18 protein-coding genes are annotated in these 17790 nt (G+C 69.8%); 13 read left to right on the plus strand and 5 right to left on the minus strand.

The window, feature by feature from the left end; all coding sequences use genetic code 11:
* Positions 1 to 46: 46 nt before the first annotated feature.
* Positions 47 to 2719, plus strand: a complete 2673-nt coding sequence (gene plsB, locus ACTJIL_RS14400) for a glycerol-3-phosphate 1-O-acyltransferase PlsB (RefSeq protein ID WP_440756635.1) — start codon at positions 47 to 49, stop codon at positions 2717 to 2719.
* Positions 2720 to 2865: 146 nt separating this feature from the next.
* Here plsB and ACTJIL_RS14405 read toward each other — a convergent pair whose 3' ends face one another.
* On the minus strand, positions 2866 to 3072 hold the full coding sequence (locus tag ACTJIL_RS14405; RefSeq protein WP_440756299.1) for a YdcH family protein: 207 nt from the start codon (positions 3070 to 3072) through the stop codon (positions 2866 to 2868).
* 80 nt (positions 3073 to 3152) lie between these two features.
* Between ACTJIL_RS14405 and ttcA the strand changes: the two genes are divergently transcribed.
* The 5 genes from ttcA (at position 3153) to ACTJIL_RS14430 (ending at position 7037) form a co-directional block, all read left to right on the plus strand.
* A complete protein-coding gene (gene ttcA, locus ACTJIL_RS14410) occupies positions 3153 to 4052 on the plus strand; it encodes a tRNA 2-thiocytidine(32) synthetase TtcA (RefSeq protein ID WP_440756300.1) in 900 nt (299 codons plus the stop codon).
* Between the two features lie 180 nt (positions 4053 to 4232).
* Positions 4233 to 5138 (plus strand): recombination-associated protein RdgC, encoded by a 906-nt coding sequence (locus tag ACTJIL_RS14415; RefSeq protein ID WP_440756301.1) that lies wholly within the window; start codon positions 4233 to 4235, stop codon positions 5136 to 5138.
* An 80-nt stretch (positions 5139 to 5218) separates the two neighbouring features.
* The gene (locus ACTJIL_RS14420) at positions 5219 to 5563 is read left to right on the plus strand and encodes a hypothetical protein (protein ID WP_440756302.1); all 345 of its coding nucleotides are present in this window, start codon (positions 5219 to 5221) and stop codon (positions 5561 to 5563) included.
* Between the two features lie 132 nt (positions 5564 to 5695).
* Positions 5696 to 6478 carry a M48 family metallopeptidase gene (locus ACTJIL_RS14425; RefSeq protein WP_440756303.1) on the plus strand — a complete coding sequence of 261 codons (783 nt, stop codon included), beginning with the start codon at positions 5696 to 5698 and terminating at the stop codon, positions 6476 to 6478.
* Between the two features lie 61 nt (positions 6479 to 6539).
* Entirely contained in the window at positions 6540 to 7037 is a 498-nt protein-coding gene (locus tag ACTJIL_RS14430) for a hypothetical protein (protein ID WP_440756304.1), read from the plus strand.
* Positions 7038 to 7049: 12 nt separating this feature from the next.
* On the opposite strand, the gene ACTJIL_RS14435 is transcribed toward ACTJIL_RS14430, so the two are convergent.
* Entirely contained in the window at positions 7050 to 7943 is an 894-nt protein-coding gene (locus ACTJIL_RS14435) for an alpha/beta fold hydrolase (RefSeq protein ID WP_440756305.1), read from the minus strand.
* Positions 7934 to 8944: a ferrochelatase gene (gene hemH / locus ACTJIL_RS14440; RefSeq protein ID WP_440756306.1), complete on the minus strand. Its 1011-nt coding sequence runs from the start codon at positions 8942 to 8944 to the stop codon at positions 7934 to 7936. Before hemH ends, ACTJIL_RS14435 begins: the two co-directional genes overlap by 10 nt.
* A gap of 213 nt (positions 8945 to 9157) precedes the next feature.
* Here hemH and ACTJIL_RS14445 point away from each other — a divergent pair, with 213 nt between their 5' ends.
* From ACTJIL_RS14445 to ACTJIL_RS14465, 5 genes are read left to right on the plus strand one after another with little or no spacing between them, the layout of a single operon-like run.
* The gene (locus tag ACTJIL_RS14445; protein ID WP_440756307.1) at positions 9158 to 10057 is read left to right on the plus strand and encodes a YSC84-related protein; all 900 of its coding nucleotides are present in this window, start codon (positions 9158 to 9160) and stop codon (positions 10055 to 10057) included.
* Positions 10058 to 10116: 59 nt separating this feature from the next.
* Positions 10117 to 10344 carry a Sec-independent protein translocase subunit TatA gene (gene tatA / locus ACTJIL_RS14450; RefSeq protein ID WP_440756308.1) on the plus strand — a complete coding sequence of 76 codons (228 nt, stop codon included), beginning with the start codon at positions 10117 to 10119 and terminating at the stop codon, positions 10342 to 10344.
* A 24-nt stretch (positions 10345 to 10368) separates the two neighbouring features.
* Positions 10369 to 10806 (plus strand): Sec-independent protein translocase protein TatB, encoded by a 438-nt coding sequence (tatB, locus tag ACTJIL_RS14455; RefSeq protein ID WP_440756309.1) that lies wholly within the window; start codon positions 10369 to 10371, stop codon positions 10804 to 10806.
* Positions 10793 to 11560: a twin-arginine translocase subunit TatC gene (gene tatC, locus ACTJIL_RS14460; protein WP_440756310.1), complete on the plus strand. Its 768-nt coding sequence runs from the start codon at positions 10793 to 10795 to the stop codon at positions 11558 to 11560. The genes tatB and tatC overlap by 14 nt, the downstream gene beginning before the upstream one ends.
* Positions 11560 to 12252 carry an RDD family protein gene (locus ACTJIL_RS14465; RefSeq protein ID WP_440756311.1) on the plus strand — a complete coding sequence of 231 codons (693 nt, stop codon included), beginning with the start codon at positions 11560 to 11562 and terminating at the stop codon, positions 12250 to 12252. The genes tatC and ACTJIL_RS14465 overlap by 1 nt, the downstream gene beginning before the upstream one ends.
* Before the next feature lie 185 nt (positions 12253 to 12437).
* On the opposite strand, the gene ACTJIL_RS14470 is transcribed toward ACTJIL_RS14465, so the two are convergent.
* Both ACTJIL_RS14470 and ACTJIL_RS14475 read right to left on the minus strand, forming a co-directional pair.
* The gene (locus tag ACTJIL_RS14470) at positions 12438 to 13343 is read right to left on the minus strand and encodes a hypothetical protein (RefSeq protein WP_440756312.1); all 906 of its coding nucleotides are present in this window, start codon (positions 13341 to 13343) and stop codon (positions 12438 to 12440) included.
* A gap of 222 nt (positions 13344 to 13565) precedes the next feature.
* Complete coding sequence (locus ACTJIL_RS14475) at positions 13566 to 14306, minus strand: glutamine amidotransferase (RefSeq protein ID WP_440756313.1); 741 nt, start codon at positions 14304 to 14306, stop codon at positions 13566 to 13568.
* Between the two features lie 103 nt (positions 14307 to 14409).
* Here ACTJIL_RS14475 and glyQ point away from each other — a divergent pair, with 103 nt between their 5' ends.
* On the plus strand, positions 14410 to 15318 hold the full coding sequence (gene glyQ, locus ACTJIL_RS14480) for a glycine--tRNA ligase subunit alpha (RefSeq protein WP_440756636.1): 909 nt from the start codon (positions 14410 to 14412) through the stop codon (positions 15316 to 15318).
* A 138-nt stretch (positions 15319 to 15456) separates the two neighbouring features.
* Entirely contained in the window at positions 15457 to 17709 is a 2253-nt protein-coding gene (gene glyS, locus ACTJIL_RS14485) for a glycine--tRNA ligase subunit beta (RefSeq protein WP_440756314.1), read from the plus strand.
* The last annotated feature ends 81 nt before the right edge of the window (positions 17710 to 17790 follow it).

The raw sequence follows: 17790 nt of genomic DNA on the forward strand, positions 1-17790 counted from the left end.
CCCGGAGGCCACGCCCGCGCCCGCAACCGACGCCCCGGTCGGGCCGATGCTGGCGGGCAGCGAAGTGGCGGCCGACGACACGACGTCCGCCGCGCAGGCCAGCGACGACGACGATGTGCCGGACCGGCAGCCGTCGCTGCTGCCCGACAACCCGCCGCCCTCGGTCGTCCAGCTGCGCGAGCGCCGGCCGCTGTGGGCGCGGATGCTCGGCCGCCTGCTGCGGCCGTGGATCACGCTGCGGATCGAGCCGCAGTCGCCGCAGCAGTTCGTCGACCAGCGCCCGGTGTGCTACGTGCTCGAGGACTACGGCCTGTCCAATGCCCTGATCCTCGACCGCGCCTGCCGCGAAAACGGCATGCCGTCGCCGCTGCGGCCGCTGCCCGGCGATCCGCTCGGCCGCAAGCGCGCCTACGTGGCGCTGTCGCGGCGCAGCGCCGGCGGCACGCTCAACTACCTGGCTTCGGCCGGCAAGCCGGCGCCGGCCAAGACCCATTCCGAATCGCTGGCGCGGCTGCTCGAGGCGCACCGCGAGGATCCGGCGCTGGACGTGCAGCTGGTGCCGGTATCGATCTTCGTCGGCCAGGCGCCGGACCGCGCCAGCGGCTGGTTCTCGGTACTGTTCTCGGAGAACTGGGCGCTGGTCGGCCGCTTCCGCCGGCTGCTGGCGATCCTGCTCAACGGCCGCAACACCCTGGTGCGCTTCGCAACGCCGGTGGACCTGCGCGGCATCATCGCCGAGGACCTGCCGCCCGAGCGCACGGTGCGCAAGCTCTCGCGGGTGCTGCGCACGCACTTCAACCGCATCCGCGAGGCGATGATCGGGCCGGACCTGTCCACCCGCCGGCTGCTGATCGACAAGGTGCTGGCGGCCGAGACGGTCAAGGACGCGATCGCAGACCAGGCGCGCCGCGACAAGTCCACGCCCGCCGAGGCCTGGAAGAAGGCGCACGCCTTCGCCTACGAGATCGCCGCCGACTATTCGCACCCGGTGGTGCGTTCGGCCAGCTTCCTGCTGACCACGGTCTGGAACCGCATCTACCGCGGCGTGCTGGTGCACCATCTCGACCGCTTCAAGGCGGTCGCGCCCGGGCACGAGGTCGTCTACGTGCCCAGCCACCGCAGCCACATGGACTACCTGCTGCTGTCGTACCTGCTCTACGACCGCGGCATCGTGCCGCCGCATATCGTCGCCGGCGTCAACCTCAACCTGCCGGTGATCGGCACCCTGCTGCGCAAGGGCGGCGCGTTCTATATCCGCCGTTCGATCCGCGGCAGCGTGCTGTATTCGGCGGTGCTCAGCGAGTACGTCGCGCAGCTGGTGGCCGGCGGCTATTCGATCGAGTACTTCATCGAGGGCGGGCGCTCGCGCACCGGGCGGCTGCTGCAGCCCAAGGGCGGCATGATCTCGATGACGGTGCGCGCATTCCTGCGCCAGCCCTCGCGTCCGGTGCTGTTCCAGCCGGTCTACATCGGCTACGAGAAGCTGATGGAAGGCAGCAGCTACCTCGACGAGCTGACCGGCAAGCCGAAGGAGAAGGAGTCGATCTGGTCGCTGCTGTGGGGCATTCCCAAGGTGTTGCGGCAGAACTACGGCCAGGTGGTGGTGAACTACGGCGAGCCGATCGCGCTGGGCGACGTGCTCGCGCAGCAAGCGCCCGAGTGGGACGGCAAGCCGGTGCCGGAAGAGGAAAAGCCCGCATGGCTGTCCTCGACCGTCGACAACCTGGCGCAGCGCATCCAGGTCAACATCAACCGCGCCGCCGACGTGAACCCGATCAACCTGCTGGCACTGGCGCTGCTGTCCACGCCCAAGCACGCGATGGGCGAGGGCGACCTGCGCGCGCAGATCGCGCTGTCCAAGACGCTGCTGGTGGAGGTGCCGTACAGCGAACTGGTCACCGTGACCCCGCATTCGCCCGAGGAGATCATCGCCCACGGCGAGGAGATCGGCGTGCTGCGCCGCACCGCGCATCCGCTGGGCGACGTGCTCAGCGTCGCCGACGACGAAACCGCGGTGTTGCTGAGCTATTTCCGCAACAACGTGCTGCACCTGTTCACCGCTTCGGCGTGGATCGCGTGCTGCTTCCAGCACAACCGGCGCATGGCGCGCGCCAACCTGCTGGAGATCGGCCGCAGCGTGTACCCGTTCCTGCAGGGCGAGCTGTTCCTGCCCTGGGACCAGGACAGCTTCGCCGCGCGCATCGACGCGACCATCGAGGTATTCATCCGCGAAGGCCTGCTCGAGCAGGTCAGCGAGGACGATGGCGGCATCCTGGCGCGCAACGCCGGCCAGAGCGACGAGGTGTTCCGCCTGCGTGCGCTCGGCCATCCGCTGCAGCAGGCTTTCGAGCGCTACTACATCGCGATCTCGGTGCTGGCCAAGAACGGCCCCGGCACGCTCGGCGCCGGTGAACTCGAAAGCCTGTGCCAGCTGGCCGCGCAGCGGCTGAGCCTGCTGTACGCCCCGGCGGCGCCGGAATTCTTCGACAAGACCCTGTTCCGCGGCTTCATCCAGAAGCTGCGCGAACTGGAACTGGTGTGGCTGGACGGCAACAGCAAGCTGGTATTCGACCAGCGCCTGGTGGCCTGGGCGCGCGACGCCAAGGTGATCCTGGGGCGCGAGCTGCGGCATACGATCGAGAAGGTGAGCCCGGAGGCGGTGCGGCCGGCGCCTGCGCCGGAGGAAGCTCCGTCGACGCCCGAGCCGCCGGCGACGTAGCGGAGAGGCCCATTCGTTTTCCCCTTCCGCTTCAAGGGGAAGGCCGGGATGGGGATGGGCTTCCGTGACGCCGCGGTTCTGCTGACCATCATCTTGGCTGGTACGAAACCCATCCCCACCCAACCCTCCCCTTGAAGGGAGGGCTTTCAGGCCGGCTCGTCCGGAATCAAATCCGACTCCAGCCGCGCGATCTGGTCCTTGAGCAGCAATTTGCGCTTCTTCATCCGCTTGACCGCCAGTTCGTCGGCCTGGATGTCGGCCTGCAGGCGCGCGATCGCAAGGTCCAGGTCGCGGTGCTCGAGCTTGAGCTCGACCAGCTGCTGGCTGATGACGGCGTCGTTGGCAGGTTCCATCGCCGCCGAGCTTACACGCGCGCCGGCGCGGCCGTCATCGCGGGTCCGGCGCGGCACGCGGCCGGTAGAATGGACGGTCCATGAGCACCATCCTGCCCCTGCCAGAACCCGTCCGCCGTAGCGGCAGCACGCCGCGCGCCGCGCGCGAACAGCACAAGCTGTCCAAGCGCCTGCGCCACCAGGTGGGCCGCGCGATCGCCGATTTCGGCATGATCGAGGACGGCGACAAGGTCATGGTCTGCCTGTCCGGCGGCAAGGACAGCTACACGCTGCTGGACATCCTGCTGCAGCTGCAGGCGAAGGCGCCGGTGGCGTTCTCGATCACCGCGGTCAACCTCGACCAGAAGCAGCCGGGGTTCCCGGAGCACGTGTTGCCGGAGTACCTGCAGTCACTCGGCGTCGAGTACCGGATCCTCGAACAGGACACCTACTCGGTGGTCACGCGCGTGGTGCCGGAAGGCAAGACGATGTGTTCGCTGTGCTCGCGCATGCGGCGCGGCGCGCTGTACGCATTCGCCGAGGAACAGGGCTTCACCAAGATCGCGCTCGGCCACCACCGCGACGACCTGGTCGCGACGTTCTTCCTCAACCTGTTCTTCCACGCGAAGCTCAGCGGCATGCCGCCGAAGCTGCTCAGCGACGACGGCAAGCACGTGGTGATCCGGCCGCTGGCCTACGTGCGCGAGGACGACATCGTCGCCTATGCCGAGGCGAAGCGGTTCCCGATCATCCCGTGCAACCTGTGCGGCTCGCAGGAGAACCTGCAGCGCAAGCAGGTCGCGCGGATGCTGGAACAGTGGGAACGCGAATCGCCCGGCCGCATCGAGCAGATCGCGCGCGCGCTGGGCGACATCCGGCCATCGCAGCTGAGCGACCCGAAACTGTTCGACTTCCTCGCGCTCGGCCGCGGCGTCGGCGCCGCACTGCCCGATGCGCATGCATGGCTGGCGGGCGAGCCGCACGAGCGCGACGAATCCTGACCGTTGATGTTCTTCCAATCGTCATTCCCGCGCAGGCGGGAATCCATGGAAGTTGCCTTGCACCCTGGCCGGAGTTGCCGGGATTTTGGTCGCGCAAAGGCCCATGGATCCCCGCCTGCGCGGGGATGACGAACTGCTCTTTCGAATCCCGACTCCCCATTCCCCATTCCCGGATCTTCCATGTTCTTCAGAAACCTCACCCTGTTCCGCTTCCCCACCTCCCTCGACCTGTCCGACCTCGACACCCACCTGGCCGAGTTCCCGCTCAAGCCGGTCGGCGGGCTGGAGCTGTCCTCGCGCGGTTTCGTGTCGCCGTTCGGTCGCGACGCCGAGGCGCTGAGCCATCGCATCGAGGACGCGATCTGGCTGACCGTCGGCGGCGAGGACAAGCTGCTGCCGGCGGCGGTGGTCAACGACCTGCTGGCGAAGAAGGTCGCTGAAATGGAGCAGCGCGAAGGCCGCAAGCCCGGCGGCCGCGCGCGCAAGCGGCTCAAGGAAGACCTGGTGCACGAACTGCTGCCGCGCGCCTTCGTGCGGCCGTCGCGCACCGACGCGATGCTCGACCTCGAACACGGCCTGTGCATCGTCGACAGCTCCTCGCGCAAGAGCGCCGAGGGTGTGGTGTCCGAGATCCGCAACGCGCTGGGCAGCTTCCCGGCGCTGCCGCTGAACGCGGAGATCGCGCCGCGTTCGGTGCTGACCGGCTGGATCGCAGGCGAACCGCTGCCTGATGGTTTCAGCCTGGGCGAGGAATGCGAGCTCAAGGACGCCGCCGAACACGGCGCGGTGGTCAAGTGCCAGAACCAGGAGCTGCAGTCGGACGAAATCGGCAAGCACCTGGAGTCGGGCAAGCAGGTCACCAAGCTCGCGCTGGTACTCGACGACCACGTCTCGTTCGTGCTCGGCGAAGACCTGATCATCCGCAAGCTCAAGTTCCTCGACGGCGCCGTCGACCAGCTCGAAGGCACCGAGAACGACGACATCCGCGCCGAACTCGACGCCCGCTTCGCGCTGATGGCCGGCGAGCTCAAGCGCCTGTTCGCGCTGCTGGAGCCGGCGTTGAAGCTGTCGAAGGCGGATGGGTGAGATGCCCGCGACGCTTTGACGCCCTTGCACGTATCCCCTGATACCGCCCAAATCCTGGGCCAACATCGGAGGTTGTCGCAATGAAACGAGATCTTGCTGCGGTCATGGGTGCACTGGCCATCGCCGCCTTGCTGGCGGTCCCGGCGCTGGCGGCCGCGGCGGAACCGGCGACGCCGGCTGGCGCCACGATGCAGTTCCCGGACAAGCTCACGGATGCGGGCAAGCAGTTCATCGACCAGTGCTCGATCGAGACGGTTGCGGCCAGCGCCGATCCGCTGCTGGCGTCCGCACGCTGCCAGTCGCTGTACCGGCAGTGGTATTCACAGGCGGGCGAGACGCTGCCCCGGCAGTACCGCAACGGCACGTTGAAGCCCAACATCCCGACGCACAGCACCATCATGATGCCGGTGAGCCGCGCGCTTTAAGCCAGCCACGCGTGTTCGCATTTCCGCGACGGCCCTCCGGGGCCGTCGTTTTTCTTTTCTTCGCCGGCGTTTTGCCGCATCCTGACGCGTGACCGAATTCGTTCCAGCGCCCACGCGCCTTCCCCCGCACGCATGTCCTCCCTGTTCCGCCTGCTGACGCCGAAGCCGCGTGCTGTCGAGCGCGATACGTTGCTGTTCGCGCTCGACGACGGCCGCCACATCGAAATCCAGCGCGTGCGCGATCCGCGTGCACGGCGGGTGCGGCTGTCGGTGGACGAACGCGGCGCGCGCCTGACCCTGCCGCCGCGCGCCAGCCTGGTGTCCGGCGAACGCTTCGTGCGCGAGCACCACGACTGGCTCGCGCAGCAGCTGGCGCTGCACGACGACGACGATGGCATCGCGCCGCTGCTGCCCGGCATCACCGCCCAGCTGCCGCTGCGCGGCCGGATGGTGCCGCTGTCCTGGCATGAAGGTCGTTTCACCCGGCTGCAGTTCGACGGCGAGGTGCTGGCCATGCAGGCACCGGCGCGCGCCGGGCTGCCCGCGCTGCGGCGCGCGCTGCGCGACTTCTACGAAGCGCAGGCCCGCGCCGACCTCGGCCGCTGGCTGCCGCGGTACCTGCCCACGTTGCCGCACGCGCCGTCGCGGATCCGCTTCAAGGTGATGTCGTCGCAGTGGGGCTCGCTGGCCCCGGACGATGCGATGTCGCTGGACCTGTCGCTGGTGCTGGGCAGCCCGGCCGCATTCGAGTACGTGCTGGTGCACGAGCTGTGCCACCTGGTCCACCGCGACCACTCGGCGGCGTTCTGGCACGAAGTCGAAGCGCGGTTCCCGGACTGGCGCGCGCAGCGCAGTTATTTCCACGCCGAAGGCCGGCGGCTGAAGGCCGGCCTGCGGCGCCTGCTGGCCTGCTGACCACGCCGATCGCGTTGTCGTCAGTATCCCCGGCCGTCGCCGGGCCACAGCGAACCACGTCGTGCCGATCCGCCTGCCCGCCGCCCTCCTGGCCATGCTCGTCCTGTCGCTGGCCGCCACGCCCGGCTGCCGGCAGTCGCGCGAGGCGTTCGCCGCGCCGCTCGAACGTCCGGCGATCGAACTGCCCGCGCCCGACGCGTTGCGCCCATCGGTCCGCGACCGCGCCGACATCGCACGCGGCGACGCGCTGTCGCTGCCCGATGACTTCCCCGACGACATCTACCTGCCCGCCGACTACCGCATCAACAGCCTCATGGATCGCGGCGCGCTGCGGGTCGTCAGCCTGCGGGCGCCGGGGCAGGTGTCGACCCTGTTTGCCGCTGCCCGCACCAGCATGGACAAGCGCGGCTGGAAGCAGACCCTGGCGATGCGCGATGCGAGCGACAGCGCGCTGCTGAACTACGAAAAGGACGACCGCGCCGCCGTGCTGTCGTTCAGCGACGACCACGGCACCGGCGCGGTGACGATGAACGTGCAACTGCATACGACCGCGCACTGACGGCGCCGCCGCTCAGCGCAGGAAGAAATCCCCGATCGCCTCCGCCACCGCGCGTGGATCCTCCATGTGCAGGTGGTGGCCGCCGCGCAGGACGATCCGTTCGCCGCGCGGCAGCAGCGCCGCGTGCTCGCTGCGCAGCGGTTCGGGCAGGTAGGGCTGCGGCGGGTCGGCGTAGAGCACGCGCGTCGGGCATTCGATGCCGGCGATCAGGTCGCGCACCTGCGCTTCGGTCATGCGCACCATCGTCGGCAGGGTCAGGCGCGGATCGCTGCTCCATTCGTAGCCGTCCGGTCCACCGTCGTTGTGCACGATGCGCACGCCGCGCTCGGCCAAAAGCCGCGCCGATGCTTCGCCCAGGCCGTTGGCCTGCATCCGTGCACGCACCGCTGGCTCGAGATCCGGGAATACCCGCAGCCGCTTGCCCGGCAGCGCACGCGTGGCGGCCACTGCCTCGCGCAGCCGCCGTGTCGTCTTCTCCGGCACCTCGGGCAGCGCGCCCAGCGCCTCGATTGCCAGCAACCGCTCGACCCGCTGCGGGCAGCCGGCCGCGACCAGGCTGGCGATGCCTGCGCCCATCGAGTGCCCGAGCAGGGCGAAGCGCTCCCAGCCCAGCGCATCGGCGATGTCGAGCACCGCATGCAGGGCGCCGGCGAACGAATAGTCCGCGCCCGGCGGCAGGTGCGCGCTGCGGCCGTGGCCGGGCAGGTCGGGCGCGACCAGTTCGATGCGCATGCCGAGCCGCTCGAATTCCGCGGCCAGCGGCACGAAGCTGGCCGCGTTGTCGAGCCAGCCGTGCAGGGCCAGCACCCGCGGCGCGCCGGGCTCGCCACCGCGCAGCCCGGCGATGCGGCCGAAGGGGATGTCGAGCGAAAACTCGTCGAGCTTGCCCTCGCGCGTCAGCGCCATGCGTCCAGCTCGCGTCGGGCCAGCGCCGCCAGCGCGTCGGCATGCGCCGGCGCGTCGTTGAGGCAGGGGATGTAGGACAGTTCGCCGCCGCCCGCGGCGCGGAAGATCTCCGCGTTCTGCAGCGCGATCTCCTCCAGCGTCTCCAGGCAGTCGGCGGGAAAGCCGGGGCACGCCACGTCGACGCGCCCGATGCCGGCGCCGGCCAGCGCGCGCAGGGTGGCGTCGGTGGCCGGTTGCAGCCACTGCTCGCGGCCGAAGCGCGACTGGAAGGTGACCAGCCACTCGCCATGGCCCAGCCCGAGCGCCTGCGCCAGCGCGGCGGCGGTGGCGTGGCACTGCGCCGAGTAGGGATCGCCGTTGTCGACCAGCCGCTGCGGGATGCCGTGGAAGGACAGCAGCAGCCGTTCGCCGCGGCCGCGCGCCTGCCAGTGCGCGCGCACGCTGTCGGCGAGGGCGGCGATCACGCCCGGATCGGTGGCGTACTGGTCGACCATGCGCAGTCGCGGCGCGGTGGCGTCCTTCGCGACGCGCCCGAGCACGTCGGCGACCGACGCGGTGGTGGTGGTCGAATACTGCGGATACAGCGGCAGCACCAGCACCCGCGCGCAGCCCTGCGCCTGCAGCGCGCGGACCTCGCCGGCGATGTCCGGGCCGCCATAGCGCATGGCGTGGGCGACGCGCACGCCCGGCAGGCGTTCGCCGATGGCAAGCGCCAGGCGCTGCGTGTACACCGCCAGTGGCGAACCGTCGTCCATCCAGACCTGCGCGTACTTCTTCGCCACCCGCGGCGAGCGCAGCGGCAGGATCAGCCCGTACAGCAGCGGAACCCAGATCAGGCGCGACAGCTGCACCACGCGGCGATCGCTGAGGAACTCGGCCAGGTAGCGGCGCACGGCCGCGGCCGTCGGCGCTTGCGGCGTACCGAGGTTCACGACGAGCACGCCCTGCAACGGCGTGGACGCGAGGGCGTCGACGCGTTCGTCGGCGCTGCGGGCTGGCATGTCTGGCGCGGCTGGCATCGGCATAGGATGGCAGGCCGGCCGGCGCTTGGCACTTTCGGGTGGCAGAATCGGGGGCCATGCACGCACGCCGTTGCGCGGAACCCCTGTGCGGTTCCGCGGTCCCTCAGAGTGGATTCATCCCCTCGCCACTAGCCTGAGCCGCCTGCGTCGCGCGATCCGCGCGCCGCGCCTTGATTCCTGCCGGAGCCCGCCATGTCCCTGTCGAACCCGCTTTCGCCGAAACGCACCACCACGCCGCGACTGGCCTCGCTCGCGGTCGCGACGCTGCTTGCCGTGGGCATGGCCACCGCGGCGCACGCCGGAGCCCAGGAGGACGCGCGCTCGGCCAACGCGGTGCGCGTGCTGACCGACATCCAGGCGATCCCGGAGTCGGCGATCCCCGACAAGCTGCTCGACGAAGCACGCGCGATTGTCGTGGTGCCCGACACGCTCAAGGTCGGGCTGGTACTCGGCGGCCGCCGCGGCCACGGCCTGATGTCGGTGAAGAATGCCGACGGCACCTGGTCGAACCCGGTGTTCGTCAAGCTCACCGGCGGCAGCATCGGTTTCCAGGCCGGCGTGCAGTCGGCCGACGTGGTGCTGGTGTTCCGCAACGACCGCAGCCTCGAATCGATCGTCAACGGCAAGGTCACGCTTGGCGCCGATGCCGGCGTCGCCGCCGGGCCAGTCGGACGCAGCGCAGCGCTGGCCACCGACGGCCAGCTCAAGGCCGAGATCTGGTCCTGGTCGCGCGCGCGCGGGTTGTTCGCCGGCGTGGCGCTCGACGGCGCGGTGCTGTCGATCGACGACGCCGCCAACGAGGCGGTGTACGGGCTCGACACCACGCCGCGGATGATCTTCGAAGGCCGCGCCAAGCACGCGCCGTCGACCGCCGTGGTGGATTTCCGCGACGAGCTCGAGGAAGCCACCGCCGCGGCCCGCGCCACGCGCGGCACCGGCGCCGCCGCGCAGCCAGTCGCGTCGCAGCCTGCGACGGTCGAGACGCCGCAGCCGGCTGCCACCGCGCCCGTGCCTGCTGAACCGCAGCCGCAGCCTTTCCAGACGGTCGAGGACAACCCGGCCACGACTGAACCCTTGCCGCCCACGCCCTGACGGCGGCGCGGCGCGCTGCGCTATCCTTCGCATTCCTCCAACGTAATGCGAGACAAGCCATGGGCGGTCTGAGCATCTGGCACTGGCTGATCGTGCTCGCGGTCGTGCTGCTGGTTTTCGGCACCAAGCGCCTGACCAGCGGCGCCAAGGATCTTGGCAGCGCGGTCAAGGAATTCAAGAAGGGCATGCGCGACGAAGACAAGCCCGCCGGGCAACTCGGCGACCAGTCGCGCAAGGACGAAACCGCGTCGGACAAGCAGCGCGACGACGACCACGTCCAGCGCTGACGCCGCCTCGCGCGGCGCCCGGCCATGTTCGACATCGGTTTTTCCGAACTCCTCGTCATCGCGGTGGTGGCGCTGCTCGTGCTCGGCCCGGAACGGCTGCCGAAGGCGGCGCGCTTCACCGGCCTGTGGGTGCGGCGCGCGCGCGCGCAGTGGTATTCGGTGCGCAGCGAACTGGAGCGCGAGCTGGCCGCCGACGAGCTCAAGCGCAGCCTGCGCGAAACCGAAACCCAGGTGCGCGACATCGACGCCTCGGTGCGCGCAGCCGATGCCGAGGCCCGGCGCGAGTTCGACGCCATGCGCAGCGCAACCAGGGCGATGCCGACGGACACCAATGTGCCTCCGCCCGCGGTGACGCCCACCGACCGGCGCGACGCGCCCGGCTACGCGCGCGGTTACGAGCCCGAGCCTGACGACGCACCCGACGACGACGCATCCGGTGAGGCCCGCAATGGCCGCGCCTGACGCCGGCGCCGACGGCAGCCTGCTCGACCACCTGGTCGAGCTGCGCTCGCGGCTGTTGCGCGGCATCGTCGGCGTGGTGGTGGTGCTGCTGGCGCTGCTGCCGTTCACCAGCCAGCTGTACACGTGGCTGGCGATGCCGCTGGTCTCGCGGCTGCCGGCCGGGCAGCAGATGATCGCGATGAACCCGGCCGGCGCCTTCTTCGCGCCGATCAAGCTCACCTGCTTCATCGCCGTGTTCGCCGCCGTGCCGTGGCTGCTGTACCAGGCCTGGGCCTTCATCGCGCCGGGGTTGTACAAGCGCGAGAAGAAACTCGCGGTGCCGCTGCTGGGGTCGGCGGTGATGCTGTTCTATGCCGGCTGCGCGTTCGCCTACTTCCTCGTGCTGCCGATGGTCTTCAACTTCCTGCTGCGCTTCAAGCCGGACATCGTCGCGATCACGCCGGACATCAACGCGTACCTGGAGTTCGTGCTGGTGATCTTCCTGGCCTTCGGCATCAGCTTCGAGCTGCCGGTGGCGCTGGTGATCCTGGTGCTGCTGGGCTGGGTGACCCCGGCGCAGCTCAAGGAATGGCGCGGCTACGCGATCGTCGGCATCTTCGTCGTCGCCGCGGTGATCACGCCGCCGGACGTGGTATCGCAGCTGCTGCTGGCGATCCCGATGATGCTGCTGTACGAGGCCGGCATCGTCGCCGCGCGCGCGGTGGTACCGAAGCCCGAACCGGCGGATGCCGCGCCGGACGACCCCACGCGCTGATGGTCGCGGCCGGGTTCTGGCGTCGCTGCACGGCATGGTCGCTGGACGCAGCGCTGGTCGGCGCGCCGGTCGCACTGCTGGCCTGGCCGCATGCGCGGCGCATGGCGGGTGAACTCGGCGGCCAGTACCACGCCCTGCTCGAAACCGCGGGCCGCAGCTTCGGCGACGCGGTAGTCGCCGGCACGCCGCTGGCCGCGGTGGCGACGCAGTGGCTTGGCGACCCCGCGCTGCGCGCGGCCACGCAGGCGCTGCAGCATTCGCTGTTCGCCCTGCTGTGGCCGCCGCTGCTGGGCTTTGCCGCGCTCGGCGCGCTCTACCACCTCGCGTTCGAATCCGCGCCGCGGCAGGCGACGCCGGGACAGCGCGCGCTCGGCCTGCGCGTGGTCGACGCAGGCGGCGCGCGCATCGGACGACCGCGCGCGCTGCTGCGCCACCTGGCCGGCACGCTGTCGTGGCTCACCCTCAACATCGGCCACGCGCTGGTGCTGCTGCGCCCGGACGGCCGCGCGCTGCACGACCTGGTGGCCGGCACCCGCGTGGTCCAGGACCGTGCTGCCGGCACGCCGCTGCCGGCATGGGCACGCGCGTGGCTGGGCCTGCAGGCGCTGGCGTTGCTGTGGGCCACGCTGGCCTGGGTCGGCATCACCCAGCGTGCGCTGCAGGCGGGACTCGACGCTGCGCTCGGGCTCTGAACCACGCTCGTGCAGAAACCCCTGCCTTGCTCTGTAGGAGCGGCTTCAGCCGCGAGCCCTCGAATCCGGATTCGCGGATTGAAGGGTCGCTTGCGCCCGGCAGCGCGAGCGTCATCGAAAAGCTCGCGGCTGAAGCCGCTCCTGCAAGAGCAAACAGCCGCGCGTGGCGTTGCCGCGCATCTTGCTCAGAGTTCGACTTGCCCGGGTGGCAGCGGCACCGCTTCGCCACAGACATCGCGCCACATGAAGTACATGACGCCGAACATCACCACGTACATCACCAGCAGCCCGCCCAGGTAAACCGGCGCGGCCAGCAGCATGCCCAGCGCCGGATGCACCAGCCCGCCGACCGTCGCCAGCAAGCTGATTACCAGCGCCATCACCAGTGCGAACACGAGGAAACCGGCGAAGGCCACCATCGCCAGCAGCAGGATCGGCAACACGTTCTTCAGCGTGCCCGCGATGCCGTCGGCGAGCGCGCTGCCGACGTCGCGACCGGCCAGCGCCACCTGGCCGAAGCCGATCGCGTAGATGCCGCTGAAGAACAGCCCCGCCAGCGTGCCCAGCGCCATCATCGTGCCGAAGCCTTCGGGGATGTCCTGCATGACCTTCGCCTGCGCCGCCGGGTCGTTCTGGGTGCTGGCGGTGAGCAGTTCCATGTACCAGGCGAAGAAGTCCTGCCCGAACAGCGCCACCACGGTGACGAACAGCGCCAGGTAGGCGACGAACATCACCACGCCGAAGCCGATCAGGCGGCCGGCGCCGTTGCCGGCGTGGAAGGTGTCGAACAACGCCGTGGCATGGGTCTCGCGGCCGTGCTCGGCGGCATCGATCACCCGCAGCAGGCCGCCGATCAGCAGCGGATAGACCACCACCATCACCAGCGTGCTGGCGGCCATGACGCCCAGGCTCGCGGTCGTCCCGAGCCCCAGCCCGGACTGGAGCGCCAGCTGGATGACGCTCGGCACCAGCGCGACCAGTGCCAGCAACGCAACCGCACCGAACACCGCCCTCGGGTTGCTGCGCCCGAGGTTGACCGCCTGCCTGAGCCAGGACCAGCCGGCGGCAGGACTTCTTGCGTGGGTGGACATGGCGTTGGGCGCCTCGCGCCGTGGTGTGGAAAACAGACCGATATCGTACGCGACCCAACCTGTGGGAGCGGCCTCAGCCGCGAGCTTTCGAAGGACGGAAGCCGGGAATCGGGAAGCCTGTCGCCCTTGCCCTTTGAAAGGGGGGTATCGGGGATTTGCTCCAGAAGCTCGCGGCTGAAGCCGCTCCTGCAAGAGCACGGCAGCACGACAACCGGAGAAAGGTCAGCGCCGCCGCGAAGCCCCGCGCGCATGGCGCACGAACCGCCGCAGCACGCTGCGCGCGTGCGGCGCAGCGGCCACCTCGCTGGCCAGCCGCTTCGCGCAGCGTCCTTCCTTCGCCAGCGCATCGGCGCGTGCCTGCACGTAACCGCGCATGTGCACGGTGCCGAACTCGGGATGGAACTGGACGCCCCACGCCGCTTCGCCCCAGCGGAACGCGTGGCAGGCGTCGTGCACCGAACGCGCCAGCACGGTGGCGCCTTCGGGCGCGCGCAGCACGCTCTGCAGGTGGGTGGCCTGGGCCGGGAAGCTCGCCGGAAGCCCGGCGAACAGCGGGTCGGATGCCGCATCGGGCAGCAGGTCGATCGCCACCGTGCCCATCTCGCGCCCGTTCGGGTTGTTGCCCACCTCGCCGCCGAGCGCATGCGCCAGCAGCTGGTGGCCGTAGCAGATGCCGAACACCGGCGTCCCGGCGCGCGCCGCATCGCCCAGCCACTGCGCGCTGCGTTCGCTCCAGTCGTGGCGGTCGGTGACCATCGCCCCGGAGCCGGTGACGATCACCCCGGCCAGGCCTGCGTGCGATGGCAGCGCGGCGCCGCCTTCGACATCCAGCGCGATAGCCTCGCCGCGTGCCAGTCCGGCGGCGCTGCGGATCCAGTGCGGGAAGCCGCCATGGCGGCGCATCGAGGCCACCGGCTGGCCGGTCTCGACGATCAGGAAGGGCTTTTCGGAAGACGTGTGCATGGCCGCGATTATCCCCGCCCGCGCGCGCGGCGTCGCCTGCCTCCAGACCGGGGCCACGAACCCGCCCGCTATACTGGCCGGCCTTTCTTGCGACCCCACGGCGATGCAGGGACCGACCTTCCAGCAGCTGATCCAGAAGCTCAACGCCTACTGGGCGGACCGCGGCTGCGTGCTGGTGCAGCCGCTCGACCTCGAAGTCGGCGCCGGCACCTTCCATCCGGCCACCTTCCTGCGCTCGCTCGGCCCGGAGCCGTGGAACGCCGCCTACGTGCAGCCCTGCCGCCGCCCCACCGATGGCCGCTACGGCGAGAACCCGAACCGTCTGCAGCGCTACTACCAGTACCAGGTGGTGATGAAGCCCTCGCCCGACAACATCGTCGAGCTGTATTTCGAGTCGCTCAAGGCGCTGGGCGTCGATCCGCTGGTGCACGACCTGCGCCTGGTCGAGGACAACTGGGAATCGCCGACGCTCGGGGCCTGGGGCCTGGGCTGGGAGGTGTGGTTGAACGGGATGGAAGTCACCCAGTTCACCTATTTCCAGCAGGCCGGCGGGCTGGAATGCCGGCCGGTGCTGGGCGAGATCACCTACGGCCTCGAGCGGCTGTGCATGTACCTGCAGAACGTGGACGACGTGTTCGACATCGTCTGGACCTTTGGTCCCGACGGCACGCCCGTGACCTATCGCGACGTCTACCACCAGAACGAGGTGGAGCAGAGCGCGTACAACTTCGAGCATGCCGACGTCGCCGAGCTGTTCCACCGCTTCGACGCGTGCGAGGCCGAGGCCCTGCGGCTGGTCGAGCTGGACCTGCCGCTGCCGGCCTACGAACAGGTGATGAAGGCCTCGCACAGCTTCAACCTGCTCGACGCGCGCCGCGCGATCAGCGTCACCGAGCGCCAGCGCACCATCCTGCGCGTGCGCAAGCTGTCGCAGGCGGTGGCCGAGAGCTACCTGGCGCAGCGCGAGAAACTCGGGTTCCCGGGTTTGAAGAAGGCCGCGCAGGCGGCATGACACCAACAACCCCCTCCCCTTCAAGGGGAGGGCTGGGGTGGGGATGGGGTTTCCGTGACGGCGACGCGTCGTGCCGGAAACCCATCCCCACCTAAATCCTCCCCTTGAAGGGGAGGACTTCAAGGCAAGAGGCTTTCGATGTCCGACACCACATCCCTGCTCATCGAACTGGGCACCGAAGAACTGCCGGTCAAGGCATTGCCCGGGCTGGCACGGGCGCTGTTCGATGGCGTCGTCGACGCGCTCGGCAAGCGCGGTATCGCGGTCGAGCGCGGCGACGCGAAACCGCTGTACACGCCGCGCCGACTGGCGGTGCTGCTGCCGGGCGTCGCCGCCGAACAGCCCGAGCAGGCTTCGGAAGTCCTCGGCCCCTATCTCAACATCGCGCTCGATGCCGACGGCCAGCCGACCCGCGCACTGCAGGGTTTCGCGGCCAAGGCCGGCGTGGACTGGACCGCGCTCGAACGCACCAGCGACGCCAAGGGCGAGCGCTTCGTGCACCGCGCGGTGAAGCCGGGCGTGGCGACCCGCGCGCTGCTGCCCGAGATCCTGCGCGAGGCGGTCGCCGCGATGCCGATCCCCAAGCCGATGCGCTGGGGCGATCACGACCACGGCTTCGCGCGGCCGCTGCACTGGCTGGTGCTGCTGCTCGGCGAGGACGTGGTGGAAGGCGAGCTGTTCGGCATCCAGGCCGACCGCATGAGCCGTGGCCACCGCTTCATGCACGACAAGCCGGTGTGGGTCGGCCGCGCGGAGGATTACGTGGACGCGCTGCGCGGCGCCAAGGTGCTGGTCGATCCGGACGAGCGCCGCGCGCGCATCGTCGCCGAGGTCGAGGCCGCGGCGAAGCACGCCGGCGGCAGCGCCCGCATCGAGCCCGACAACCTCGCCCAGGTCGAATGCCTGGTCGAGTGGCCGAAAGCGGTGGCGTGCTCGTTCGAGGCCGGGTTCCTCGCGGTGCCGCAGGAGGCGCTGGTGGCGACCATGGAGGCCAACCAGAAGTTCTTCCCGGTGCTCGGCGACGGCGGCCGCCTGTCCGAGCACTTCATCGGCGTCGCCAACATCGAGTCGAAGGACGAGGGCGAGATCCGCAAGGGCTACGAGCGCGTGATCCGCCCGCGCTTCGCCGACGCGCAGTTCTTCTTCGTCGAGGACATGAAGCAGGGGCTGGCGTCGATGAACGACGGCCTGAAGACGGTGACCTACCAGGCCAAGCTGGGCACGCTGGCCGACAAGGTCGCGCGCGTGGCGGCGCTGGCCGAGGCGATCGCACCGCAGGTCGGCGTCGATCCCGCGCTGGCCGGACGCGCGGCCGGCCTGTCGAAGGCCGACCTGCAGTCGCGGATGGTCAACGAGTTCCCCGAGCTGCAGGGCATCGCCGGCCGCTACTACGCGATGCAGGACCCCGCGCTCGACGACCTGTCGCACGACGACCGGCTCGCGCTGGCCAACGCGCTCGACGAAGCCTGGCAGCCGCGTTATTCGGCCGACGACATCGCGCTGTCGCCGCTGGGCAAGGTGCTGGCGATCGCGGAGCGGCTGGACACGCTGGCTGGCGGATTTGCCGCCGGGCTGAAGCCGACGGGGAACAAGGATCCGTTTGCGCTGCGGCGCAATGCATTGGGGCTGGCACGGACGGTGATCGAAAGCGGGTTCGATCTTGATTTGAATAGATTGCTCGCAGATGCCTCCATTAGATGCAACAGCAAGGTGTTGAGCGCAGATCTTCCCTCTGCGAGTGAACTGGAAAGGTCTGTCGAAGTTCTTGAAAGTCTGGATATTTCATCGAAAGAACTCATGTCGGCACTTGAGTCGATTCTGGGAGAGCAGTTCGACGAGAAGTTCACAATTGGCGTCGTCAACTGCGTTACGGATCAGGTGCCGCACTTGAAGGACTTCATCCTCGACCGCCTCCGCGGCTACTACGCCGACAAGGGCGTACCGGTGCAGCACTTCAACGCCGTCGCCGAGCTGCGCCCGGCCTCGCTGTACGACTTCGACCGCCGCATCGACGCCATCGGCACCTTCGCGCAGCTGCCGGAGGCCGAGGCACTGGCCGCGGCCAACAAGCGCATCAACAACATCCTGAAGAAGGCCGGCGACGGCATCCCTGCGACGATCGATCCGTCCCTGCTGAAGGAGCCGGCCGAGGCTGCACTGGCCGAGGCCGTCGAGGCGGTCTATGCCGAGACCGGCCACGCGCTGGCCCATGGCGACTACGTCGACGCGCTCGCGCACCTGGCGCGGCTGCGGCCGCAGGTGGACGCCTTCTTCGACAGCGTGATGGTCAACGCCGACGACATCGCGCTGCGCAACAACCGCCTCGCGCTGCTGCGGCGGCTGTCCGAGCGCCTCGGCAGCGTGGCCGCGATCGAGCACCTGTCGGGCTGAGCCTGGACCGCGTTGCCATTGCTCTTGTAGGAGCGGGGGGGGGGGGGGGGGGGGGGGGGGGGGGGGGGGGGGGGGGGGAGG

This window comes from Luteimonas sp. 22616, from assembly GCF_052044325.1.
Classification (GTDB): domain Bacteria; phylum Pseudomonadota; class Gammaproteobacteria; order Xanthomonadales; family Xanthomonadaceae; genus Luteimonas.

Coding starts and splice junctions, on each gene's coding strand:
- ttcA (WP_440756300.1), top strand. CDS start 3,153: ATGAGCACCATCCTGCCCCTGCCAGAACCCGTCCGCCGTAGCGGCAGC.
- glyQ (WP_440756636.1), top strand. CDS start 14,410: ATGCAGGGACCGACCTTCCAGCAGCTGATCCAGAAGCTCAACGCCTAC.
- hemH (WP_440756306.1), bottom strand. CDS start 8,944: ATGCCAGCCCGCAGCGCCGACGAACGCGTCGACGCCCTCGCGTCCACG.
- ACTJIL_RS14405 (WP_440756299.1), bottom strand. CDS start 3,072: ATGGAACCTGCCAACGACGCCGTCATCAGCCAGCAGCTGGTCGAGCTC.
- tatB (WP_440756309.1), top strand. CDS start 10,369: ATGTTCGACATCGGTTTTTCCGAACTCCTCGTCATCGCGGTGGTGGCG.
- ACTJIL_RS14445 (WP_440756307.1), top strand. CDS start 9,158: ATGTCCCTGTCGAACCCGCTTTCGCCGAAACGCACCACCACGCCGCGA.
- ACTJIL_RS14435 (WP_440756305.1), bottom strand. CDS start 7,943: ATGGCGCTGACGCGCGAGGGCAAGCTCGACGAGTTTTCGCTCGACATC.
- ACTJIL_RS14420 (WP_440756302.1), top strand. CDS start 5,219: ATGAAACGAGATCTTGCTGCGGTCATGGGTGCACTGGCCATCGCCGCC.
- ACTJIL_RS14425 (WP_440756303.1), top strand. CDS start 5,696: ATGTCCTCCCTGTTCCGCCTGCTGACGCCGAAGCCGCGTGCTGTCGAG.
- plsB (WP_440756635.1), top strand. CDS start 47: ATGCTGGCGGGCAGCGAAGTGGCGGCCGACGACACGACGTCCGCCGCG.
- ACTJIL_RS14470 (WP_440756312.1), bottom strand. CDS start 13,343: ATGTCCACCCACGCAAGAAGTCCTGCCGCCGGCTGGTCCTGGCTCAGG.
- ACTJIL_RS14465 (WP_440756311.1), top strand. CDS start 11,560: ATGGTCGCGGCCGGGTTCTGGCGTCGCTGCACGGCATGGTCGCTGGAC.
- tatC (WP_440756310.1), top strand. CDS start 10,793: ATGGCCGCGCCTGACGCCGGCGCCGACGGCAGCCTGCTCGACCACCTG.
- tatA (WP_440756308.1), top strand. CDS start 10,117: ATGGGCGGTCTGAGCATCTGGCACTGGCTGATCGTGCTCGCGGTCGTG.
- ACTJIL_RS14415 (WP_440756301.1), top strand. CDS start 4,233: ATGTTCTTCAGAAACCTCACCCTGTTCCGCTTCCCCACCTCCCTCGAC.
- ACTJIL_RS14475 (WP_440756313.1), bottom strand. CDS start 14,306: ATGCACACGTCTTCCGAAAAGCCCTTCCTGATCGTCGAGACCGGCCAG.
- glyS (WP_440756314.1), top strand. CDS start 15,457: ATGTCCGACACCACATCCCTGCTCATCGAACTGGGCACCGAAGAACTG.